Annotated in this window: 17 protein-coding genes, 10 tRNA genes and 1 pseudogene; 15 read left to right on the forward strand and 13 right to left on the reverse strand. The window is 39.6% G+C overall.

Translation table 11 applies throughout. The features are described 5' to 3' along the window. Nucleotides 1-59: 59 nt before the first annotated feature. Together J8L73_RS03975 and J8L73_RS03980 are read right to left on the reverse strand one after the other, a co-directional pair. The gene (locus J8L73_RS03975) at nucleotides 60-680 is read right to left on the reverse strand and encodes a TetR/AcrR family transcriptional regulator (protein ID WP_211014932.1); all 621 of its coding nucleotides are present in this window, start codon (nucleotides 678-680) and stop codon (nucleotides 60-62) included. A 2-nt stretch (nucleotides 681-682) separates the two neighbouring features. After that, complete coding sequence (locus tag J8L73_RS03980; RefSeq protein WP_211014934.1) at nucleotides 683-1,546, reverse strand: alpha/beta hydrolase; 864 nt, start codon at nucleotides 1,544-1,546, stop codon at nucleotides 683-685. A 243-nt stretch (nucleotides 1,547-1,789) separates the two neighbouring features. On the opposite strand from J8L73_RS03980, the gene speA reads away from it, so the two are divergent. Both speA and speB read left to right on the forward strand, forming a co-directional pair. Beyond that, a complete protein-coding gene (speA, locus tag J8L73_RS03985) occupies nucleotides 1,790-3,703 on the forward strand; it encodes a biosynthetic arginine decarboxylase (protein WP_211014936.1) in 1,914 nt (637 codons plus the stop codon). Nucleotides 3,704-3,706: 3 nt separating this feature from the next. Further along, nucleotides 3,707-4,630 carry an agmatinase gene (gene speB, locus J8L73_RS03990; protein WP_211014938.1) on the forward strand — a complete coding sequence of 308 codons (924 nt, stop codon included), beginning with the start codon at nucleotides 3,707-3,709 and terminating at the stop codon, nucleotides 4,628-4,630. Between the two features lie 53 nt (nucleotides 4,631-4,683). Here speB and J8L73_RS03995 read toward each other — a convergent pair whose 3' ends face one another. The 3 genes and pseudogenes from J8L73_RS03995 to J8L73_RS04005 all read right to left on the reverse strand — a co-directional run bounded on the left by J8L73_RS03995 (nucleotide 4,684) and on the right by J8L73_RS04005 (nucleotide 7,359). Next, nucleotides 4,684-5,037 (reverse strand): DoxX-like family protein, encoded by a 354-nt coding sequence (locus J8L73_RS03995; RefSeq protein WP_348771792.1) that lies wholly within the window; start codon nucleotides 5,035-5,037, stop codon nucleotides 4,684-4,686. Nucleotides 5,038-5,218: 181 nt separating this feature from the next. Then, nucleotides 5,219-6,241, reverse strand: coding sequence for a M48 family metallopeptidase (locus tag J8L73_RS04000; RefSeq protein WP_211014940.1), 1,023 nt, complete (start codon nucleotides 6,239-6,241; stop codon nucleotides 5,219-5,221). Nucleotides 6,242-6,250: 9 nt separating this feature from the next. Then, nucleotides 6,251-7,359, reverse strand: a pseudogene (locus J8L73_RS04005) (YjgN family protein). 233 nt (nucleotides 7,360-7,592) lie between these two features. Here J8L73_RS04005 and J8L73_RS04010 point away from each other — a divergent pair. From J8L73_RS04010 to msrB, 10 genes are all read left to right on the forward strand, one after another. Beyond that, nucleotides 7,593-7,796, forward strand: a complete 204-nt coding sequence (locus tag J8L73_RS04010) for a DUF1656 domain-containing protein (protein ID WP_210999919.1) — start codon at nucleotides 7,593-7,595, stop codon at nucleotides 7,794-7,796. A gap of 5 nt (nucleotides 7,797-7,801) precedes the next feature. Then, nucleotides 7,802-8,662, forward strand: coding sequence for an HlyD family secretion protein (locus J8L73_RS04015; protein WP_210999918.1), 861 nt, complete (start codon nucleotides 7,802-7,804; stop codon nucleotides 8,660-8,662). A gap of 10 nt (nucleotides 8,663-8,672) precedes the next feature. Then, nucleotides 8,673-10,712: an FUSC family protein gene (locus J8L73_RS04020; RefSeq protein ID WP_211014942.1), complete on the forward strand. Its 2,040-nt coding sequence runs from the start codon at nucleotides 8,673-8,675 to the stop codon at nucleotides 10,710-10,712. A gap of 78 nt (nucleotides 10,713-10,790) precedes the next feature. Further along, a complete protein-coding gene (locus tag J8L73_RS04025) occupies nucleotides 10,791-11,522 on the forward strand; it encodes an RNA methyltransferase (RefSeq protein ID WP_211014944.1) in 732 nt (243 codons plus the stop codon). Nucleotides 11,523-11,589: 67 nt separating this feature from the next. Next, nucleotides 11,590-14,988 carry an AAA family ATPase gene (locus tag J8L73_RS04030; protein ID WP_211014946.1) on the forward strand — a complete coding sequence of 1,133 codons (3,399 nt, stop codon included), beginning with the start codon at nucleotides 11,590-11,592 and terminating at the stop codon, nucleotides 14,986-14,988. Nucleotides 14,989-15,061: 73 nt separating this feature from the next. After that, nucleotides 15,062-15,814 (forward strand): cell division protein ZipA, encoded by a 753-nt coding sequence (gene zipA / locus J8L73_RS04035; protein ID WP_211014948.1) that lies wholly within the window; start codon nucleotides 15,062-15,064, stop codon nucleotides 15,812-15,814. Nucleotides 15,815-15,887: 73 nt separating this feature from the next. Then, nucleotides 15,888-17,906, forward strand: coding sequence for an NAD-dependent DNA ligase LigA (ligA, locus tag J8L73_RS04040; RefSeq protein WP_211014950.1), 2,019 nt, complete (start codon nucleotides 15,888-15,890; stop codon nucleotides 17,904-17,906). 11 nt (nucleotides 17,907-17,917) lie between these two features. After that, a complete protein-coding gene (locus J8L73_RS04045) occupies nucleotides 17,918-18,436 on the forward strand; it encodes a DUF2919 domain-containing protein (protein WP_211014952.1) in 519 nt (172 codons plus the stop codon). A gap of 1 nt (nucleotide 18,437) precedes the next feature. Beyond that, nucleotides 18,438-18,878, forward strand: coding sequence for a hypothetical protein (locus J8L73_RS04050; protein ID WP_211014954.1), 441 nt, complete (start codon nucleotides 18,438-18,440; stop codon nucleotides 18,876-18,878). 106 nt (nucleotides 18,879-18,984) lie between these two features. Further along, nucleotides 18,985-19,425 (forward strand): peptide-methionine (R)-S-oxide reductase MsrB, encoded by a 441-nt coding sequence (msrB, locus tag J8L73_RS04055; RefSeq protein WP_211014955.1) that lies wholly within the window; start codon nucleotides 18,985-18,987, stop codon nucleotides 19,423-19,425. Nucleotides 19,426-19,428: 3 nt separating this feature from the next. On the opposite strand, the gene J8L73_RS04060 is transcribed toward msrB, so the two are convergent. The 8 genes from J8L73_RS04060 to J8L73_RS04095 form a co-directional block, all read right to left on the reverse strand. Continuing rightward, nucleotides 19,429-21,072, reverse strand: a complete 1,644-nt coding sequence (locus J8L73_RS04060; protein WP_211000091.1) for a tetratricopeptide repeat-containing response regulator — start codon at nucleotides 21,070-21,072, stop codon at nucleotides 19,429-19,431. 418 nt (nucleotides 21,073-21,490) lie between these two features. Beyond that, nucleotides 21,491-21,566, reverse strand: a tRNA-Val gene (locus tag J8L73_RS04065). A gap of 55 nt (nucleotides 21,567-21,621) precedes the next feature. Next, a tRNA-Val gene (locus tag J8L73_RS04070) sits at nucleotides 21,622-21,697 on the reverse strand. Nucleotides 21,698-21,733: 36 nt separating this feature from the next. Then, nucleotides 21,734-21,809 (reverse strand) — tRNA-Val (locus J8L73_RS04075). Between the two features lie 46 nt (nucleotides 21,810-21,855). Continuing rightward, nucleotides 21,856-21,931 (reverse strand) — tRNA-Val (locus J8L73_RS04080). A 151-nt stretch (nucleotides 21,932-22,082) separates the two neighbouring features. Then, nucleotides 22,083-22,158: transfer RNA gene (locus tag J8L73_RS04085), tRNA-Val, on the reverse strand. Between the two features lie 50 nt (nucleotides 22,159-22,208). After that, nucleotides 22,209-22,284 (reverse strand) — tRNA-Val (locus J8L73_RS04090). A gap of 146 nt (nucleotides 22,285-22,430) precedes the next feature. After that, nucleotides 22,431-22,506, reverse strand: a tRNA-Val gene (locus tag J8L73_RS04095). Nucleotides 22,507-23,529: 1,023 nt separating this feature from the next. On the opposite strand from J8L73_RS04095, the gene J8L73_RS04100 reads away from it, so the two are divergent. The 3 genes from J8L73_RS04100 to J8L73_RS04110 all read left to right on the forward strand — a co-directional run bounded on the left by J8L73_RS04100 (nucleotide 23,530) and on the right by J8L73_RS04110 (nucleotide 23,936). Next, nucleotides 23,530-23,605: transfer RNA gene (locus J8L73_RS04100), tRNA-Ala, on the forward strand. Between the two features lie 37 nt (nucleotides 23,606-23,642). Continuing rightward, nucleotides 23,643-23,718, forward strand: a tRNA-Glu gene (locus J8L73_RS04105). A 142-nt stretch (nucleotides 23,719-23,860) separates the two neighbouring features. Then, a tRNA-Glu gene (locus J8L73_RS04110) sits at nucleotides 23,861-23,936 on the forward strand. The last annotated feature ends 23 nt before the right edge of the window (nucleotides 23,937-23,959 follow it).

Below are 23,959 nucleotides of genomic sequence, written 5' to 3' on the forward strand. Positions count from 1 at the left end.
CGGATAAGTTTAATTTTTACTTATACCCATCCGCTTAGCCCTGAAAAATGATTAAGTATTTATTTCGGATTGGTATTACACATATATCGAGCAATTAAACCACTCACCACTTTTTCATAAGTATGCGCAAGCGTAGGGTTATTTATTAAGCTTGTTTGTACAACATGCCCTGTATATAAACCATAAAACTCATACGCAAAAATACTTGGCTCTATATCGTTACTAAAATAGCCTTGCTCTTGGCAGTTAACGGCTAGTTTAGTGAGGTAGTTAATCATTCTAGCTTGCTGATCTTGCATAAATTGCCTTACTAAACAATTTGGGTCTGCTTTGAATTCAACAGAGGCCTTAATTAGTGGGCAACTTGTATGCTGTTCAGGGCAGCACATTTCTAAAAAGCTAAGCCACTGTAACCATTTTTGCTGAAAGTTATTTAAGTGCACTAGCGCATCTTCATCAATAGATGGTTCAACAACTTGCTTTTTAAATTCTTCCTCTGTGTAGGCTAATATGGCAACTTGCATATCTTCTTTATTAGTAAAATGTGAGATCACTCCTGTACGTGACATATTTGCAGCAGCTGCCATTTTACCAATGGATATACTGTATAAGCCGTGTGTAGCTGCAAAGGCCATTCCTTTTTGTAAAATATAGAGCTTAGTACTCTCACTTTTTTTCATTTTCAGCTCATGAACGTTGTTATTTGATCGTACACATATTGGCTTTTTAAAATTCTAACATGGCCAAGTTTCTCAGTGGCTATAAGTGTAGCAGGCGTGTTATCGGTTAAATGCTTTATAGCTTCAAAGTTTGCAACAGAGTCATTTTTATCATGGATAAAAAGCATGTCTTCATTGATTTTATGCTTAGAGTTATCAGGGTGAAGATTTTGCCATTTAATACCATATTGTTCCGACACTTTGTTAAGCATATTTTCTAACATAAGCTCAGAAATACCCACTTGTTTTACTTTTTCAAACATAGCTTCAAAAATTTGCGCAGGTGCAGAAATCATCACTATTTTTTTGTCTTCTAAAAACGTGCTATCTAAATTTAATAAAGCCACGCCGGCCATAGAGTGGGTTATTACTCTATCAATAAGTATATTCTGCTCATCAAAATAATTAAACGCAGCAGTTAGTCCTTGCATGTAGCCGTATAAATGAGAAACCTTACCATAAGAATAACCATGGCCAATGTGATCGATTGAGTACACGTTGAAGCCTTTTTCTACCAGTTCATTTATCAATGTAGTAAAGCGATTTGTGCTATCTGCCCAGCCGTGAGAAAGAAATACCGCTTTACTGTTTCCCTCTTGGCTAAAGTAATACAAGTTAATAGCACCTAATTGGGTATTAAGCTTGATATTTATTGGTTGAATATCTGTTCTAAAGTCGTATTTTCGTCTGCTATGAGGGTTACAAAATACCTTCATAGCAAGGCGAGCGCTAAGATTTGGAAATGTTTTAGTTAAACCAAATGTTGCTGCTTTAGTGACTTTGGCAAACCTAGGTGGTTTGTTCTGATTAAAATAAATTTGCTTCATGATTATGCCAAATAAGTACAATTGTTCTATTTTATCTGAAAAAAGTACAGTTGTACTTTTTAATTAAATGGCGAAGCTTAAGTCGTTGTAACCGCATTTAAACAGCTTGATATGGTTAAAGCTTTTATCAATGTTAAAAATCACTCGTTACGAGTAAAAATACTTGTTGGACTTAAAAGTCTATTTTTCTTTTAATGCGCGCAACTAGCCAAACCGGCATTATTAAATAAAAGAGAAAGATAAATGAAAGAGACAACATCACTAGCACAAGCTCGCACGAGTTACAATGTTCGTCATTGGAGCCAAGGTTTTTTTGGTATTAATGATCAAGGTGATGTGTATGTTGCGCCAAAGGCTCACGCCCCAGAGCAAACTATTGCACTAACAGATATCGCAAAACAACTTCAAGAAAAAGGCTTAAGCTTACCGGCTTTAGTGCGCTTTCCACAAATTTTACATCATCGTGTGCACAGTTTATGTAGTGCGTTTAATACCGCGATTGAAAACTATGGTTACCCAAAAGACTACTTATTAGTTTACCCAATTAAAGTTAACCAACAACGCGAAGTCGTTGAAGAAATAGTAGCAAGCCAAGCTGAATTAGAAAAAAAACAATTAGGCCTAGAAGCAGGCAGCAAACCAGAGTTATTAACCGTTTTGGCAATGGCAGAAAAAACCAGTGCAGTGATTGTATGTAATGGCTACAAAGACAAAGAATATGTGCGCTTAGCACTGATTGGCGAAAAGCTAGGCCACAAAGTATACATAGTGCTTGAAAAGCTTTCTGAGCTCGACATGGTACTTAGCCAAGCAAAAGCGCTAAATGTTAAACCGCGCATTGGTATTCGTGTACGTTTAGCATCGCAAGGTAAAGGTAAGTGGCAAGCAAGTGGCGGCGAAAAATCTAAGTTTGGTTTATCAGCGTCACAAGTACTGCACGTAGTGAATCGTTTAAAAGACGCAGGCCAGCTTGATTTAATGCAACTTGTGCATTTTCACTTAGGCTCGCAAATGGCAAACATTCGAGATGTGCGTTTAGGTGTAAGCGAGGCCGCGCGTTTTTACTGTGAGTTACGCAAATTAGGTGCAAGCATTGAGTGCTTAGATGTAGGGGGCGGTTTAGCGATTGATTATGATGGTACGCGCAGCCAATCTCATAACTCAATGAACTACAGCTTAGCTGAGTATGCAAATAATATTGTGTACACCATAGGCGATACCTGTAAGCAGTACGCGCAACCAATGCCGACTATTATTTCTGAGTCAGGACGTGCACTAACGGCGCACCATGCTGTACTTATATCAAACGTGATAGGCACAGAAAGCTACGTACCAGAACAGCTAAAAGCGCCTGCAGCCGATGCACCGCTTTTATTAAATAATATGTGGGCCTCGTTTGTGCAGTTAACAGATTTAACAGACGACCGCGCACTCATTGAAATTTATCATGATAGCCAAGGGGATTTAGCAGAGGCGCATAACCAGTTTGCACTTGGGCTTTTAGATTTAACGCAGCGTGCGTGGGCAGAGCAAGTTAACTTACGTATTTGTTATGAGCTTAACAAACACATGGATAACAAAAACCGTTTTCATCGCCCAATTATTGACGAGTTAAATGCGCGTTTAGCCGATAAGTTTTTTGTAAACTTTTCGCTTTTTCAATCATTGCCTGATGCGTGGGGGATTGATCAAGTGTTTCCGGTATTGCCATTAAGTGGCTTAACCGAAGCACCAAAAAAACGAGCGGTATTACTTGATATAACCTGTGATTCAGACGGCGCTCTTGAGCACTATGTTGATGGCCAAGGCATTGAAAGCACATTACCGGTGCCTGAGTACAGTGCTGATAAACCTTACTTAATGGGCTTTTTCTTAGTGGGTGCGTACCAAGAAATTTTAGGTGACATGCATAATTTATTTGGCGATACACACAGCGCTATTATCAATATGGATGAGCAAGGCGTTGCCAGTATCAGCGAAATAAATCAAGGCGATACGGTGGCTGACATGATGCGTTATGTACATTTAGATGTTGAGAGCTTTCAGCAGTCTTACGCGCAGTTAGTGTCTGCAAAAATAGATAAAAATGAACAGCAAAGCGTTTTAGACGAGTTGCAAAGCGGCCTGAATGGCTACACTTATTTAGAAGAGTTATAAGCAATGTCTAGCTTGTTTGGTCATGTTGACCACTCATTGTATTCAAACGGGATGACGTTTTTACGTCGTCCTATGGTGCAAAATATTAATGCCATTGATGCAGATGTCGTTGTACTAGGCTTACCGTTTGACTTAGCCACCTCGGGCCGTCCCGGTGCTCGCTTAGGGCCCGATGCCATTCGCAGAGCGTCGGTACATTTAGCCTGGGAAGACACTAAATACCCGTGGACATTTCCTTTGTTTGAGCGTTTAACGGTTGCAGATGCAGGGGACTTTACTTACCCGGTAGGCGATCCTGAGTATTTTACGGCACAGCTAGGAATGGCCGCAGAGCAAATACTTCGCCAAGGTACAACGCTGTTAGGCCTTGGGGGCGATCACTTTGTAACGCTTCCGCTATTGCGTGCACATGCAAAGATACATGGCAAAATGGCCTTGGTTCATTTTGATGCGCACACTGATACATACAGCAATGGCTCACGTTTTGATCACGGCACTATGTTTTATCATGCGCCTATGGAAGGGTTAATTGATGTAGAGCACAGTATACAAATTGGTATTCGCACCGACTTTGACCAATCAAAGCACGAGTTTGCCGTGATTGATGCAATGCAGGCTAACGATTTACATGCCAATGACATTGCAGCGCAAATACGTGAGCGAGTAGGTGACTTATCTGTTTACTTAACGTTTGATATAGACTGCCTCGATCCTGCATTTGCACCAGGTACAGGCACACCGGTATGCGGTGGTTTAACGTCAGATAAAGTGCTTAAAATACTGCGTGCGCTAAAAGGCATAAATATGGTGGGCATGGATGTGGTAGAGGTATCACCGTCGTACGACCAAAGCGAGCTTACCGCTATTGCCGCAGCAACCATTGCGAGCGAGTTATTGCATTTGTGGACACATAAAAATAAGTACTAACGTAATAAGTTAAGTCCTACTAAAAAGGTATGCACTGGCATACCTCTTTTATTTTAGAGATGTCGATTAATTTCTTTTAACCAAATAACGCTTAGCCCAATAAGCGGCAGGTTAGTTGTTACTGGGTTAAATGCTTCAATAAGTAATGGTGGCTGCATTATCACAACCGCTAACAAAAGCCCTACAAGCGCTAAAATATTTAAAATAACGATGTGCTTATTTTTATAAAATACAAATAAACACACGCCAAATATAATTTCGCCAACACCCGCTGAACGTGTAATCAAGTCAGACACTTGTGCTGAAAAACCTGCACTGCCTGTCATCAATTTTTCAAGCGGTGCAATATGATAAAGCTTTGGAAAAAAGCCGTGAATGATACTAACCCAAATAACTATTTGAACAATTTAACGTACTAAATCAATTACTAACGTCGTTAAAAAATCTCTATTTAGAACCACTAAACACAAAATTTTTTGCCTAGTTACTAAATGATTTATTTATCGTTAAAATAGCTCCTATAGTTAATCGAATTAGTATGCCCAACTTAGACTCACTATGTAGCGAGCAAGTTGAATATATAACGTGTTATTTTCTGGCATTATCAATGCGCTCTTGTGCACTTGGGTGGCTTGATAAATATTCGAGCAAATTGTTTACCTTTTCAAGGTGCTCATTTTCACTTGTGTGGGCACTTTGTAGTGCTTGTATGGCATCGGCAAAATCATTGCTCGAATAACCTAAATGCTCAAGTTGTATGAGGGCGTAGCTATCTGCCTCGCGTTCCATATCACGCGAAAAGCCCTGCTGTGCAAACGTAGCACCGGTACCAAGTGCCACTTCTGCTATCCCTTCTAAATCGCCAAATATCACAGCAAGTACAACGGTACTGGCTGCCGATTGGGCTGTCATGCGTACGCTATGCTGGTGGACAACGTGGCCAATTTCGTGAAGTAATACGGCTTTTAATGCGTTGGGTTTATCGGCTAATAAATTTGCTAATTCATCAGTCACTACAATACGCCCATGGGGCATTGCAAACGCATTAGCCCCAAAGCTATCTGATTTATAAAACGATAATCTATAAACCGATGGCTCAAGCGAGAGTTCATTAAGCATGCTATTGAAGTGTTGTTGCACTTTAGTTTGTTGCTCAATTGGCAGCTCACTTTCATCAAGGGCTAGCTTTTCAATTAAGGTAAAACTTTGCTCGCCCATTTGCTCTACTACACTGCGTGGCAGGGTATCAACACTGTATACAGCAATAGCGGGTACTACTTTATAAAGCATTAGCCACATAAACAGCGGTGTAAAAATAATGGCAGCTAAAATAGCCCATTTACTTTTTTCAAGACGCTCTAGTAGGTCGTGCTTATTGGTTTTAAAAGGCCAGCGATAATTCACATCATTTGGAATAAAGCGGCTACCATCGTTAAAACGCAGTTCGTCAGCAAGCCCGGCAAGGCCAGAGGTGAGTGTTATATCGCTTATTGCGTAGCTTGAAATAAGCTGATCATCGTGGCTAATCTCAACCAAGGTGTCGCTAATATTAGCGACAACTTGTTGATAATTGCTTGATGCTTTTGAGAAGTAATGTCCCTGTACGTGCATAATAAGCTCTTAAGTTAGTGATAGGTCAATATCAAATACATTGGCCGCTTCTTCTGCAAACGATGATTGCTCTTGCTGCGCGGTATCCACTAAATTTAGCGCACCTGGGTAAATACTAACGGTAGTAACGTCGGCGAGCATTCTCGATGTACGTACTTTGGTCCACGGGTAGGCAAGCCCAAGGGAAACGCAATTGCTAGCATATTTGTTAATAGTAATATGGCAAAAGGAATAGGCTTAAGCTCTGATTTAAAAGACGCTATGTTTTCAAATTGGCTGTTATCAAAAATATGGTTACGAATAGCCGCCGCCCAAACCGCGGTGACTATGGCAATCATAAATACATAAGCAATCATTAACCCACCAAACATAATGACCATTTTGGTTGGGTCTTGTGCAGCTTGTTGGTTTTCTGCATTCATTAAATCAAGGCCAAACAAGCCTAAAACAGCCATAAAAATCACCATAGTGATAGAGCTTACTACAAAACAAATAAGGGCTGTTAAGTAGTAGGTTTCGCCTTTTAGGTTTACGGCTAACGGCGTATCACCGTAGCTAATATTGCTGTGTATGTAACTGTCGATACGTTTTAAAACATACGGCATTAATAAGTAAAAGGTAAAAATGCTGGCGATAGGTAACAGTATAAAATTAATGAAAGCTTCGCCGTAATCGCCTTTAAATGCAAAGCGTACATTACGATGACGGGTCATACGCATATTAAAACGCAGGCCTTGATTAATTATCCACGGCATTAAAAATATAAAAGCAACGACAAATAATAAACCCACAAGTGGAAAAAAGCTGCTACCAAAGGAGTAAATTAAAAATACAATAACCGCTAAAATACGACCTTTTAAAATTTGTATAGGCGTTGCTAAGTAGTCAAAGCTGTGTCCGTCAATGCGGGTGTGGCCATAAAAGTAACGCATTGTGCGCACCTTTGCCCAAGCAGAGTAAATACCTAAAGTAAGTACGCTGAGTAAAATATTGACTATCCAAATACCAAAAAACTCACCGCCTTTGCCGCTAAATTGTACTTTTCCACTAAAAATAGGGTGCGCAGGTTCATTAACTTCAGGTGTTGTTTCTGGGGGAGTAGGGTGTATTGATTCCATTTAAATTATACCCATGTTGTTTTTTTGTTAATTTACCTAAATTTGGTGCAAAGTTCAATGTTTATAGTAACGCTAGCCTTTTGCAAGTAACTGATTAAAAGGCTATAAGTAATAGTTGTAGATTCAAAACTGTCTAGTTATTAATTTTAGATTAAGAGCAAGTAATTATAATTGTTCAACTGTTCATATCAGGCATTGTTTATAACCGTTTTTAAACACGAATGGATTTTATTATGTTGCAAGCCGTTGTTTTAGGCGGAGTAGAGTTTAGCCCTTTGGTTATTTATTTTCCTATAGCGTTTGTTTTAACGGCCATTACTCGGTTTGTATTACACCGTTTAGATTGGCACGAGCGTATTTGGAAGGTGGCGTGGTTTGAGGTGTCTTTATTTATTTGTTATATGGCCTTAACCGTTTATTTACTCAGTGGAAGATAAATTAGATGACAAAATATTTACGTATATTTATAACTGTTATTGTTGTTATAGCTGCTGTTTTTGCAGGTCGCTGGATATGGACTGATTATATGCACACGCCATGGACCAGAGATGGCCGTATAAGGGCTGAAATAGTCACTGTTTCGCCTGATGTATCTGGATGGGTAACTAAGTTAAATATAAAAGATGGGCAAAGCATCAAAAAGGGAGATTTACTTTTTAGTGTTGATGATAAACGCTATCAAGCGGCGCTTGATAAAAGTAAAGCCAATACCGAAAATGCCTTATACACATGGGAGCTTGCAAAGCACAAGCTACAACGCAGGAAAGGCCTAAATACACAACAGGCCATCAGCGAAGAAAGCCTTGAGTCAACACGTATTAATTCAAAAATAGCCAAAGCTAATTATGAACTTGCAAAAACAGAGCAAGCAATAGCGCAGCTAAACGTTGATAGAACAAAAGCATACGCACCGGTGAGTGGGCAAATTATTAATTTAAGCCTGCGTGAGGGTAATTACGTAGCGCAAGGAACTTCAGTATTTGCAATTGTTAAGTCAGATTCTTTTTATGTAACGGGTTACTTTGAAGAAACCAAAATCCCTTTAATACATAATAATCAAAAAGCAAAAATATCCCTTTTAAGTGGTGGTGAAGCTATAACGGGTCATGTGACTAGTGTGGGTAAAGCCATAGCTAACACCAATACACAAAGTAATACACAGTTGCTACCTGTAGTACAGCAAACATTCAATTGGGTGCGTTTGTCACAGCGCATACCTGTTGATATTAAATTAGACACCGTACCAAAAAATATGCAGCTTAGCGCAGGTATGACAGCCACAATTCACCTCAATACGCATTAAGGAGAACACCTTGGGTGATGTATTGAGGAATTTATTCTTTCCAAAAAAACAAGCCATTATTTTTGCAACAAAAGGCGTTATTGCCATGGCAATGTCGTTAAGTGTTGCTATGTACCTTAACCTCGATAGGCCTTATTGGGCATTAGTCTCAGCTATATTTTTACAATTGCGCCCTGAAAGTGGTTTAGTTATAGAAAAGGCCATTTGCCAAATAATAGGCACTATTGTAGGTGGCTTATTTGGCATATTTTTGCTTACACAACTTATGCCTTATCCATACCTTGCTTTGAGTACTTTAGCATTGTGGCTAGGGTTAAACTCAGCACTTTCGGCAATGGTGCGACAAACCAACTTTATCTATGCGTTTGCTATGGCAGCAGTGACGGCTGAAATTATTGTACTTTTAGTGATGGCCAATCCAGCAACAGTAAGTAGCCAAGCCGTTTTTGATATAGCACAATCTCGAATGAGCGAAATCGTAGTGGGGTCGTTATGTGCAGGTTTAGTGAGTCATTTATTTTGGCCTGTTAAGGTAAAAGAGACTTTGCAGGTACAAGCACGCGCTGTTATTAACCAAACATTAAATTACTTAATGACCGAAATAGATGAGAAAGGCACACACGAAAAACGTCATCAAAAAATAGATACAATAATGGCAACTCTTGGCGCTATAAACGAGGATTCAAGCGCGGTAAGGTACGAAGGCCCCAAAGGACCCGGGCGCGCTCGTGCCGCAAACCAAGTTTCTCAAAAAGTACTCTCTTTACTTGCGCTAATTCAAATTTTTGGTCGCTTACAGCGTAGTCATACTGAGTTGATCACACCCGATTTAACAACGCTTATGCATAATATGAGTGATGTTTTATGCAATATTGCCAAATCAGACAGTTTTCAATATTGCGCAGATGAGGTAAAAGCTTATAGAAAACGCTTAACTGCGCTTAAGGCGAATAATCAAACCGACTCCCCATTCGAATCGCATATGTTGTCGCTAGCCCTAGAAATTGCCTCTGAGTTAACCATATTACTCAAAGCATATAAAGCACTAGAAGAGCGAGACCAAAGCCTATTAAATGCCCCTAGCATGCTGACCTATCGTGATCCTTTAGCGGGAATGTTTGTAGGACTTAGAACTAGCTTAGTATTTATTATTGGTGCATTTGTTTGGGTAAGCACAGGCTCATCAGCTGCATTAATGATTATGATTTTACCAGTCATTTTTTCAATCATGTTGGCGCGTATACCTCTTGCCATGTTAAAGGTCGTTTTAAAGCGCTTATTAATAGGTATTGCTGTCGCCTCGTTCGTCACTGTTTTTTATGCGCTTAATTTACTTTCACAAAGTGGTGGGCAGCTAGAGGTTTTAATTTTGGTACTAGCGGGGCCTTACTTTTTAGGTTTACTGCTACTGGCAGATAGAGCGACACTGCCGTATGGTTTAGGGTTTTGTATTCCGTTTACTATTTTAGTGCGGCCAAGTACTGATATGAGTTTGGCGTTTTCTATCGATTATACTTTAAGCGCAGCAATGGCTATTTTTGCGGGTGTGAGTATTTTGTATTGGGTGTTTCACTTAATTACTGGACCGAGTGTACGTTTACTTATTCACCGAGTGTTTAAAACAACGCATCAAGACTTATTACATATCCATCAACAGCGCATGCCTGCTATTTGGTATAACCGCAGAATGTCAGATCGTTTACTGCGTTTGACTAATTACGATCAAGGCTCTCATACGCGTGCGATCACCGACTTAGCGTTAACCGCTTTAAACATAGGACACGCATCTATTCGCTTGCAGTCTATTTGTACACAACTTGCTGGCAAAGACTTAAAGCAACTTATTAGTTGGCAACATGCCCTTGCCGATGCTTTTTTACTGGCAACAAAAGGTAAAAGTAGCGATGAGTTTAAAAACAAATCAGACGCCTTATACGCAGAACTAGTAGATGCTGCAGGCGAAACAAATCAGGTTGAAGCGATTAAAGGCATGTTTATGCGCATTAACCTTACTTTTGAGCGCAGCGCTAAAAAAATAGCGGAAGCTTAATCGGCGTTTTCATGTTTTTGAAGTTCAGATGTGTTTGTTAAATCTGTTATACTGCGGGGATAAATTTATGGGGCTGCTATGATTTCAAAAAACCAACTCAAACTTATTCGCCAACTTGGCCAAAAAAAGTACCGAAAGCAATATAATCAATACCTTGTGCAAGGTGAAAAAAACGTACTTGAGTTGTTAAACAGCCCATTAAAAGCGGTTGATATATTTGCTACACAGGCGTTTATTAACACTTATCAAAGCCAATATCCTCATGCCCAATTAACTGAGGCTCAAGAAGAGCAACTCACAAAAGCAAGTACGCTGGTAAGTAATAATGCTGCAATTGCTATTGTTAATATGCCAAATACAGCGCTTCCAAAAAGTAATGGTTTAATCCTTGCTCTTGATGGCGTATCAGATCCGGGCAATTTAGGCACTATTATTAGAGTTGCTGATTGGTACGGCATTAAGCATATTGTAACGAGTACCGACAGCGCCGATGCTTACAACCCTAAAACGATTAGTGCCACTATGGGCTCGTTTGTAAGAGTATCTGTAAGCCAAGTTGAATTACCTGAATATTTACAAACTTTAAACTTGCCAATATATGGTGCGTTTTTAGATGGGCAAAGTGTGCATAAAACACAATTTAGTGGTGAAGGTGTTTTGCTTATGGGGAGTGAATCGCATGGAATACGCGAGGAATGTGCAAAATTAGTGAGCGACAAAATAACCATACCTGCTTTTGGCGGTGCAGAGTCACTTAATGTGGCAATGGCCACCGGTATTATTTTAGATAACTTTAAACGCCAAGCTTAACAATTTAACTATTTATGAGTTAAATTGTTTGTAATTAATAACAATAATAATCGGTAATAACAATAAGATGCGCTTAAGCACAATCAAATTAGCGGGCTTTAAATCGTTTGTAGAGCCCACTAAAATTCCATTTCCTGATCAAATGACGTGTGTTGTTGGCCCTAATGGCTGCGGCAAATCTAACGTTATTGATGCAGTGCGATGGGTGCTTGGTGAAAGCTCAGCTAAAAATTTACGTGGCGATGCCATGACCGATGTCATTTTTAATGGCTCAACTAATCGTAAACCTATCTCGCAAGCCTCTGTAGAGCTGATTTTTGATAATACCCAAGGTGATATCCCCAATACTTTTGCCGATCGTAATCAAATTGCAATTAAACGCTTAGTCACTCGTGACGGGCAATCGCTGTATTTTTTAAACGGTAGCAAATGTCGTAAGCGCGATATTACCGATATATTTTTAGGCACAGGGCTTGGGCCGCGTAGCTATGCGATTATTGAGCAAGGGATGATCTCGCGCTTAATAGAAAGTAAACCGCAAGAGCTGCGGGTATTTTTAGAAGAAGCCGCCGGTGTGTCTAAATACAAAGAGCGCCGCCGCGAAACTCAAACACGTATTAAAAGTACCCGCGAAAACCTAGAGCGATTACTTGATGTGCGCAAAGAGCTGCAAACTCAACTTGATAAACTTGCTGTGCAATCGGTTGATGCTAAAAAATACCGAGAGCTCAAGGCGCAAGAGCGCACTTTAAAAGGGCAAATTGCTGTTTTAAAATGGCAAAAGCTGCATCAACAACAGCTCGAAAAAAGCACACAAATTAAAAAGCTGAATGAGCAAATAACGTTTTTTAAAACGGCGCACTCAGGGCACGATGACGTACTTGCAAGCCTAGAGGGGCAAGTTCAAGCACAACAAGATAAATTAAGCGACGCGCAGCATCAGCAACACGTTACTCACACTGAGTTGACTCGAGCTGAGCAGCAACAAATAAATATTAAACAACAGACACAAACGCTTAAACAAAATCGTGTAAAGCTAGAGCTACGTCAATCGCAAAGCTTAGAACTCAAATTACAACAGCAAAGTGTATGTGAACAACTCGCAATTACCTTGCAAGACGCCACAGAGCAAAGCTTAATGTGCACCGAGCAAGTTGATGAGTTGACTCAAACATTAGAGTTATTAGCTGATGAAAAGCTGCAAGCTACGCGTGTGTGGCAAGCTTTAAATGAGCAGCAGCTTGAACATAATAGTAAAGCGCAATTGCAGCAAAGTACGATTAATCAAAGCGTTCAAGCACGTGAGCATGTAAGTAATCAGCTAAGCCAAGTACAACAGCAAATTAATGAACTTAAAAGTAGCGATATAGAGCAGCAGCTAGTTGAGCAAACACAAAGGCGCCAAGCCCTCACTCAAGAACTTGCCAGTAAGCAAACTACGCAGTCGCATTGCAGTGCTGAACTTGCAGAGCAGAATAATTTAGTTGAGCAAGCTCAAAAGCAGCTTGAAGATAACTTACAACACCTTAACGAGCTAAAAGCCAGTATAGCTGGTTTGATGAGTAGCCTTGGACTTGAAGATAAAAATGCTCAGAGCCAAAATTTATTTAAGCAATTAGTGGTTAAAGAAGGGTTTGAGCACGTAATTGAACAAGCCTTGCAATCACTTGAGCATTTACATGTAACTAAACAGCAAAGTAATAACAGTGTTTGGCAAAGTAATAAAGCTGTGCCAAAAAACAGCTTAGCTGCATTTATTAATAAGGGTGTTTACCCTGACTTACTCACACGCATTGCTTATAGCGAAGTGGCCGATTTAACACTGCTAAAAGATGATTTTTATATTGCGGTGATGGATAGAACAGGTGCGCTTCATGCTCGAAATTGGCATGTTAGCGCCGATAAAAACGCCGATAACTCTCAGCTTTTAAAGCATAAACAGCTAAAAGAAAAAACAATACAATTAAACGCTGCACAGCAAACGCTGCAAAACATACAACAGCAATTTGACGATTGCAAAGCCCAGCAAACACAGCAAAGTAATGAATTAAACGAGCTTAAAGAGGCTATACATCAACTTGCACAAAATATTGCCATAGCCACAACGCGTAGCGACATGCTTAAAGAGCAGGTTGCTCAGCACTTACAACAATTAGAAAAATTTGAACAGCAAAAGCTGACATTAACAACTGAGCACACACAGTTATTAAAAACGTGCGATGAACAAGTGCAAGTGCTTGAAGTAATTAAAGAGCAGCAACTTAACTTAGCTGATGATTTAGCAAAAGCAAATAATGCTCGAGTACAAAGTGAGTCGCAGTATAGTCAAGCTGTAACCACGCTTGAGCAATATAAAACAAAAGCGCATCAAAGTAGTTTATACGAACAAAAAATACAAAGTGAATGGCAACTAAGCCAAACTAAACTTAACCATGCAAAGCAAGAGCATAAAAGTGCAAGTGAAGGTGCTAAAGAGTTACTTGAGGAAATAGAAGAGCTCCTCATTCCAGAGCAAGAACTCACAGATAAAATTGCAAGCTTGCTTGAGCAACACAAGCAAGGTGAGCAGGTGCTAATATCGCTTCAAAGTAAACTTGCTCAAGCTAAAGAAAGCTTAAATACAAAGCAAGCGAGCCTTAAAAATTCACAAGGTGAGCTGGTGGGTTTACAAGAGCAGCATCAAAAACTCACCATTGAAGAACAAAGCCTACTTATCAAAGCACAAGCAGCGCTTGAGCCATTAGACGAGCTAAAACAAAACTTAAAGCACATACTCGAAGCATTACCTGACTCTTTAAGTTTAAGTGCCACGCAAAACCAGTTAACGGGAATAACTAATCAGCTTGAAAAATTAGGCGCCGTAAATTTAGCAGCAATAGAAGAGTTTGACCTTGCAAAGCAGCGTAGTGAATACCTAGATAACCAATTAGATGATTTAACCAAAGCGCTAAATACTCTCGAAGGTGCCATTCGTAAAATAGATATTGAGACAAAAACACGCTTTAAAGCGACCTTTGATCAAGTTAACGAAGACTTTGCACAGCTATTTCCAAAAGTATTTGGTGGCGGGAGTGCATATTTAGAGTTAACCAGTGACGATTTACTCGAAAGTGGTGTTAGTATAATGGCACGACCACCTGGCAAGAAAAATTCAACAATTCATTTGTTAAGTGGTGGAGAAAAAGCGCTGACCGCATTATCATTAGTGTTTTCTATATTCAGGCTCAATCCAGCTCCATTCTGTATGCTGGACGAGGTAGATGCACCGCTTGATGATGCCAATGTGGTTCGTTTTTGCCGTTTGGTTGAAGAAATGTCACAATCAGTGCAGTTTATTTATATTAGTCATAATAAAATTGCGATGGAAATGGCAGGGCGATTAACTGGCGTTACTATGGCAGAGCCAGGTGTTTCACGAATGGTAGCAGTAGATATAGAACAAGCAGTGCAACTTGCACACACATAATATTTTAATTTAAGCGTATTAGTATTTTACTAATGCACAGGTTTAGGCATATCAAATAATAAAAGGTGAGGGGATGGCCGAAGAACTAAGATGGGTTTTAATCGTGATCAGTGTATTTGTCATAGGTGGCTTATTAGTACACGGTTTATGGTCAGTTAGAAAAAAAGATAGCCCAGAAGTACCTGCTAGCGAGCGGGTAGAACCAATGCAAGAGACTCCATCTCATACACCGGCCGCACAGCCAAAAGAGCCAGAAGTTACCCAGCGCGATGAGCCGCAATTTGGTGAGCTTAACTTTGATGCTAACGAGCCTCAAATGGATACAAGCGTTCCAGAAATTCCAATTGAAGATGATTTGGAAGTTGTGCAAGAGCCAGAAGCCCAGCCACAAAGCGAAGAAACTGCGCCAGTTGAGATGTCTGACTTTGTAATTGTGCATATACAAATGCCAGAAGGGTTAACCATGCAGGGCAGTAAATTATTGCCAGCAGTGAACACTTTAGGCTTTAAGTATTCAGAAGACGGTTTTTTTAATCGTCATATTGACCCAGCAGGCCAAGGACCAGTGTTATTCAGACTGGTAAATATGTACAACCCAGGCACGTTTGATATAGACAATATGGAACAATTTAGCACAGCGGGTGTGAGCTTATTTATGACTCTGCCTTGCGAAGGCGATGGGCTTGCAGCGTTTAATATGCTGCACAGCGCGGCTAAAAAAATTGCTGATGAGTTTGGTGCACAAATTTTAGATGCCGAGCGTGAAGAAATGAGTGTTGACCGTGTTCGTCAATATGTTGAGCAGGTCCGTGCATTTTCTGCGTAATTAATACGCATACATTATTTTTTATTAAGCCACTTAACTAAAAGTGGCTTTTTTTATGTTTTTTGAGGTTTAAATGTCTAGCAGCATTAGTGAGCAAGTTAATCATCTTCGTCGTACTTTAGAGCAGCACAATTACAATTATTATGTGCTTGATACCCCAAGCATTCCAGATGCTGAATACGATAGGCTATTACGCGAACTCAGTGCACTTGAAACCCAGCACCCAGAATTTTTAACGCCCGATTCGCCAACTCAAAAAGTGGGCGGGGCAGCACTGAGTAAATTTGAGCAAGTTGCTCACCAAGTGCCTATGTTATCGCTCGATAATGCTTTTAGCGAAGAAGAGTTCAGTGCGTTTAATCGCCGTATAAAAGAGCGCCTAATGAGTACAGGCGAGCTTACTTTTTGCTGTGAACCAAAACTAGATGGCCTAGCAGTCTCTATTATTTACCGTGATGGTGTATTAGTACAAGCAGCAACGCGCGGGGATGGATTTACCGGTGAAAACATTACCCAAAATGTAAAAACAATTCGTAATGTACCACTAAAGCTGCGTGGCGATTATCCTGCAGAGCTTGAAGTGCGCGGTGAAGTATTTATGGATAGTGCTGGCTTTGATAAATTAAATACTGAAGCGCAAAAACGCGGCGATAAGGTGTTTGTAAATCCACGTAATGCCGCAGCTGGAAGTTTGCGCCAACTTGATTCAAAAATTACCGCTAAACGCCCGTTGATGTTTTATGCGTACAGTACAGGTTTGGTTGCCGATGGCAGCATCCCTGAGGATCATTACCAGCAATTGGCTAAATTAACCGATTGGGGATTACCACTTTGCCCAGAAACTAAATTGGTAGAAGGCACTCAAGCGGCACTTGAATATTATAGCGATATTTTAACGCGCCGTGGCGAGCTTAAATATGAAATTGATGGCGTAGTAATTAAAATAAACGAAAAGGCCTTACAAGAGCGTTTAGGGTTTGTAGCACGTGCTCCGCGCTGGGCTATTGCGTATAAATTTCCGGCGCAAGAAGAGGTTACTCAATTACTCGATGTAGAGTTTCAGGTTGGCCGTACCGGTGCAATAACACCGGTTGCCCGTTTAGAACCAGTATTTGTTGGCGGTGTTACGGTCTCAAATGCCACGCTTCATAATGGTGATGAAATTGCCCGTTTAGGTGTAAAAGTAGGTGATACCGTTATTATTCGCCGTGCTGGCGATGTAATTCCACAAATTACACAAGTAGTGCTTGAGCGCCGACCTGACGATGCTCGTGGTATTGAGTTTCCTAAAACGTGCCCAATTTGTGACTCCCACGTAGAAAAAGTGGAAGGTGAAGCTGTAGCCCGTTGTACTGGGGGCCTTGTATGCCCGGCACAGCGCAAACAGGCTATTAAGCACTTTGCCTCACGCAAAGCGCTAGATGTTGACGGCCTAGGCGATAAAATAGTTGATCAATTAGTCGATAGAGAGCTGGTTAAAACGCCCGCAGATTTGTTTATTTTGAAACAAGGCCATTTTGAATCGCTTGAACGTATGGGCCCTAAATCGGCTAAAAATTTAGTAGGTGCGCTTGAGGATGCAAAAGCCACTACGCTTGCTAAATTTTTATACTCTTTAGGCATAAGAGAAGTAGGTGAAGCGACTGCACAAAACTTAGCTAATCACTTTTTAACCCTTGAAAATGTAACAAATGCCAGCATAGATAGTTTAACGCAAGTAAGTGATGTAGGCGCTATTGTAGCAACTCATGTTCGTGGCTTTTTTGATGAGCAACATAATGTTGATGTAGTTACTGCGTTGATAGAGCAAGGTATTAATTGGCCTGCGCTTAGTGCACCATCAAAAGATGAGCAACCTTTGGCTGATTTAACGTATGTACTTACGGGGACATTAAATACATTAAATCGAAATGACGCAAAAGCTCGTTTACAGCAACTAGGTGCAAAAGTGGCTGGCAGTGTGTCGGCTAAAACAGATGCCTTAGTGGCAGGTGAAAAAGCAGGCTCAAAACTTACCAAAGCACAGGACCTAGGTATTGAAATACTTAGCGAAGAAGATTTAATTGCCTTGTTTGAAAAATATAACGGTTAGGATAAAAAATAATGAGCCGATATGGGCCAGAGTACTGGGACAAATACGGGAGTTACCGTACGCCCATTGCATTTCATTTAAGTGTGCTGATATTACTGCGCTCATATTTTATTTGGGTGATTGCGGCCCTTAGCCGCAGACCAGAACTTGATTTAATGTCGTTATTCTTTAAAACCAAAAATGATTTTTTTATTGCTATTAGTATTGGTGCCATTGCGATTGTACCTACGGTATTGTTTTGTTTGCGCCGGCCAAGAGATTCACACAGCGCGAGTGAAAAATTAGCAAAAGTATGGCGCCATATGCGCTGGCCACTTATTTTGTGCGCTGTGATTGATTTAGCGTGGCTTAGTATACAGGCGGCTCATAGTCATTATCGGTTTTCGCTATTTTTAGCTGTGCAAATGGTTATTGTTTTGTGGGTACTGTGGTACTTGGCTAAAAGCCGATATTTAACCGTGTTTTTTAATGATTGGCCTGAGCCTACAGAAAAAGCATCTACAGAGAAAAAATTACTCACAAAGGATTGAAATGGACGCCGTGAATAAAAAAATAGCGATGGTGGTATCGGTCATTGCATTGTTGCTTTTAGTGCTTGCGTTAAGCACTAATCTTAGTGAGTACATGTGGTTTAAGTTTTTATTTGGTGTGTGGCTTTTTGTACTTTGTTCTAGTTTTTATAGGTTAACGGCGTTATTTAAATCGAGAAATCGATTAGATAGTTTTATTCAACGCGACGCACAGCATCTTATGTTGTTTAGCCTAACAGGCTTTTTTGATAAAAAGCACGGCCCGCATTGGTTGGTTATTAGTAATATTGAACGTGTTGAAAGTAAAAGTGATGAGCTAATAATACACAGCAGTAATGATCGTCAGTTAAGCGTGAGCCTACCGGCGCAAAGTACTGAGCTAGATGCCTTTGTTAAACGTATACTTACAGAATCTGAGAAGCAAACAATACATTTTGGATAAATCAAATCGGGTGATAGTGTATTTATAACGCTTTGATTTACTTTAGTTTACCTCTACCTTAATTAGGCTTACACCCTAATGCTTTTTAATTATTTATGAGGCTGTTATGTTGAAATGGAACGATGTTATTAATTTTGCTAACAATGGCAATCCAACTCCCCCTAAAAAGGTTGTGAAAAGCGACGAACAGTGGCGAGAGCTCCTTAGTGAAGACCAATACTATGTTACTCGTAAAAAAGGCACTGAACGTCCACATAGCTCTCAAAGTTGTACATTATTAGAGCCAGGCAAATATGCATGCGTATGTTGTGATAACTTATTATTCGACGCGGATGAAAAGTTTGATAGCGGCACAGGTTGGCCTTCGTTTACTCAACCAGCCACTATTGAAGCAATAGGGTACGTGAATGATTCAAGCCATGGTATGCAGCGTGTAGAAGTGGTTTGCAATGTGTGCGATGCGCACTTAGGGCACATATTTCCTGATGGGCCTCAGCCTACTGGTTTACGTTATTGCGTAAACGCTGCAGCAATGAAAAAGCTATAAAAGCTATTTGTCCGGATTTTGAATATCGAGCTTCATTTCTTTGGCCATATGCAAAATTTTATCTAACCTTTGCGCCTGATCGGTAGGTAGTGATGATTTACTCAAAAGGGCGTAGCATTTTTTGGCGATAGCTAAGTTAAAAGTGCCGCCTTTTTGTTTGGTTGAATCAAACAAACACTGTAATAAATTAAGCGCAATACTAGGATTGCGTGGCATAACTCTAAATGCTTTTGTAAACGCTTCTAACGCCATATTTAACTGACCTTTGTTGAACTGACTAACCGCATGGTTGTTAAGCTCTTTAGGGCCCATTTTAATATCTCTACGTTCACTTTGCTGTTGTTGAATATAACGCAGATAAGTCGTGTCGCTTACAGTTGGGTGGCGCTCGCAATGGCTAATAATTTGAGTAAACAAAGTTTGTGCTTTTTGGTGAAAACCAAGCTCATGAAATGCTTTTGCTTTATCAAGCGCTCCATCTACTGAGCGAATATGTGAGTCGTCTTCATCAAGTTGCTCTATCAGTTTTTTTGCTTTTTGATGTTCATCTTTTAAATAATGTAGGCGAGCATTTAATACATCAATTTGTGCTTGATTAGTGTTATTAGGAAATTGTTGTTTTAAGTCGTTAATATATTTATTAGTTTGACGTGAAATACGCTGAATTTGATCTGTTTGATCAGTTGTTAACGCAAAGTCGATACCTGCACGAGCCGCATTTAGGTAAATGTCGGGGTTGTCGTGTATTGAATGTTTGGCATAACTGGCGATTTCTTTTTGCGTTAAATAGCTCTTTTCGTAGTCGTGATTAATTAACGATACATTACTTAACGACTTCTGACGGGAAATATTTCGAGGAGCGATATCAACCGCTTGACTTAAAAATTCCTGTGCTAATTCAAATTGACTAAGTTTTATTTCTAAACGCCCCAGTAAGTCGAGCGCAACTAAGCGTGTTTCATGGCGTTCCAGCATAGTTTTTAACATACGCTGCGCTAGAATATGTTCATTATTTGCAATTAACGCTTCTACTAAACCAACTTTAGCCCAAGCAAACTTTTGTATATCTAGGACTGATTTAAAAAAGTCTTTTGCTTCTTCGTTTCTTTTTAAGCGAAGTAGGGCATCTCCTTTTAAGCGAAGTAATATAGGGCTGTAGCTATTATTTTTATCAAGCGCAGAATCTATATACTTTACTGCTTTAGAATCGTTACCATCGTCGATAAACGTATAGACGGTTTGTAAGTCATGCTTACGTTTAAGAATTCGTTCTATACGTGTTTTAAGTTCTTGTGCGGTGAAAGGTTTTACTAAAAAGTCGTCGGGCTGAAGCTCTAAAACACTATGCACAAGTGAGCCGCTGGTTTCTGCAGATATAAAAATAAAACCCGTTGAGTTTTTAATTAGTTGTTTAACACGTAACTCTTCGTAAAGCTGATAACCATCTTGTTGTTTGCTTAAATTAAACGAACACACTATTAAATCAAATTGCTCACTTAAACACTGCTCTTTTGCCGAAGTTGCATGATCAGCAAAACTTAGCTGTCGAAAGCCAAGCTTTTCTAATGACTGTTTCATATAGCTTTGAGCAAGTGGCTGCTCTTCGACTATTAATATTTTAGCTTTTGAATAGATCTTAGTTGGCATTGGTTTAAGTGTGATTGTATTTAACACAGACTATAATCAACAGTTTCGCTGCTTACAAGAGAATTTATATATTAGACGAGGTTATTAGAAGATTAATTTATATTCATACGTTTAGCTGTCTTTATATTATTTAAACTAATTGTATTTGATGTGCAGTGATTACTAGACATTATTTAGAATAAAACTGAGAGGTTAAATATCATCACAAGAGTTTAGGTTAGGTAGTATGGATGTAGTTATATGTGTGGGTGACTAACTGGTTTGAATCATTAACTCTGGGCATTATTTATAGAGGATAAGAATGTTATTTTTTAACTAGGTTGATTACTTAAATTGAGTTTTATGCGGTAAAAATCGATTTTTTATAAAAGGATATTTTTGGGAAATTTTAAATTATGGATTTTGGAGTAGTTATATGTGGTGGGTGATACTGGACTTGAACCAGTGACCCTCGCCTTGTAAGGGCGATGCTCTCCCAACTGAGCTAATCACCCACATATAATAGGTATGACTTTTATTAAGGTTATCAATTAATCGCTTAGTATAATTTGGTGGGTGATACTGGACTTGAACCAGTGACCCTCGCCTTGTAAGGGCGATGCTCTCCCAACTGAGCTAATCACCCAAATTATATATTTAATATGATGCACCATTCTAAGAATGGTGGGTCGTACTGGACTTGAACCAGTGACCCTCGCCTTGTAAGGGCGATGCTCTCCCAACTGAGCTAACGACCCATATTAAATTTAAACGCGACTATTGATATAATAATAGGTTTATATGTGGTGGGTGATACTGGACTTGAACCAGTGACCCTCGCCTTGTAAGGGCGATGCTCTCCCAACTGAGCTAATCACCCACATATAAATTAAAACGCTACTATTAAAATAAATAGTACTGGATTTTAACCAGTGAACCTCGCCGTTACTTTTAAATAGCGGTAATGTTCTCTTTTTCTAAGTGAGTTAATAACTCATTTAGATTTTTGTAATATACACCATTTTAAAAAATGGTGGGTCGTACTGGACTTGAACCAGTGACCCTCGCCTTGTAAGGGCGATGCTCTCCCAACTGAGCTAACGACCCATATTACAACTTTAAAACATGACTATTAATATAATTATAGGTTTTATATGTGGTGGGTGATACTGGACTTGAACCAGTGACCCTCGCCTTGTAAGGGCGATGCTCTCCCAACTGAGCTAATCACCCACATATAATAAACGCTACTATTAAAACAAATAGTACTGGACTTTAACCAGTGAACCCCACAATTATTTTTAAATAGCAGTGACGCTCTCTTTTTCTAACTGGGCTAACAACCCATGTAGAATTTAGATGTGAACACTTATAAAAAGTGGTGGGTGATACTGGACTTGAACCAGTGACCCTCGCCTTGTAAGGGCGATGCTCTCCCAACTGAGCTAATCACCCACATCTAAACAACCTCACATTGCTGCGTTGTTGTGGGGCGCTATTATAGATAGAGTTGGAAATGTGTCAACACTTGAATGATAAAAATGTACTGAATGAAGGTTTTATAAACAACGGGGTATGAGTTGCGTCTATTTTCTCAGCAATTCCGCAGTGGTAGTTTAAATAAACAGCAGTGGACACTAATGAAGTTGCTTATTACATTACAAGCAACAATTGCTTTTTGAATTCATTCGTAGGGTTCTGTTCAAAATTCAAAATTCAAAATTCAAAATTCAAAATTCAAAAGTTTATACAAGTTTAGTTTTGAGAGTTAGATGAGAGCAAACAGTTCTGGAACTTTATAAGTACACGTCTCTACTATGAAATGGTTAAACACGCTTCAATTCAATTATAAAAATAGACATACTTTAAAGTTTTCTAATATTTTTATGTATAGCTGAGAGTATTTATCTTTAAAGGTTAAATTAGTAGTAGTTGTATTTAGGTAATATAGAAGTTGTATATTGTGGATATTCTAAAAAGGCGATATCACTCAATTCCAGGTATGTGCCATTCAAAGAAAATATTATTGAAGGGCAAAGTAGGGTGCACAAGCTTTAATAAGTTTTATTTATTTTTACTTATACATTAAACCCGAGGAACTAAAGCCTCGCCCAGCTAATAAATTGCCACCTAGACAAAACAAACCTTACTATTGGCTGCAAGTTTAAAAAAGTAAATCGCTTAAACTTAATTTGCATATAAATGTATACCTTTTATTTATAATACAACCCAAGAGGTTAATAGCGGTAGGAAGGCTCTAACAAAGAGCTTTAAGATTATGGTGTTATTATGAGCAGTCTATGAGGGATTTTATCTAAATTGCGTTTTTTAGCACGCTTGATAGCCAGTTTGTTGAAAATTAAACCATTTAAATAAAGCTAGGTAAAAAACTGTTGACTTTATTTTGGGTGGTGCATAGAATGCGCCCCGCACTAAGCGATACACGACGTGTTTATCACAGCGAGTATTGATTATGTTGGGGCCATAGCTCAGCTGGGAGAGCGCTTCGCTGGCAGTGAAGAGGTCTGCGGTTCGATCCCGCATGGCTCCACCAAAAATTAGTGTAATGTCCTAGGGTAGCAGTTTTCTGTGTCCCCATCGTCTAGAGGCCTAGGACACCGCCCTTTCACGGCGGTAACAGGGGTTCGAATCCCCTTGGGGACGCCATCTAGCTTTAGGTTAGAGGTGGTTTTACCAAGAGAATGGCGTAACAATTAAAGCTCGAGTCTTTACTTGTAGATTACGCATTACCTTAGCAACTCATGATATGAGTCTAACATTATCAAATGTCCTAGTGACACATTTATGTGTCCCCATCGTCTAGAGGCCTAGGACACCGCCCTTTCACGGCGGTAACAGGGGTTCGAATCCCCTTGGGGACGCCACTTACTATTTTAATAGTCAGTGT

The organism is Pseudoalteromonas sp. MMG006 (genome assembly GCF_018101025.1).
Classification (GTDB): domain Bacteria; phylum Pseudomonadota; class Gammaproteobacteria; order Enterobacterales; family Alteromonadaceae; genus Pseudoalteromonas.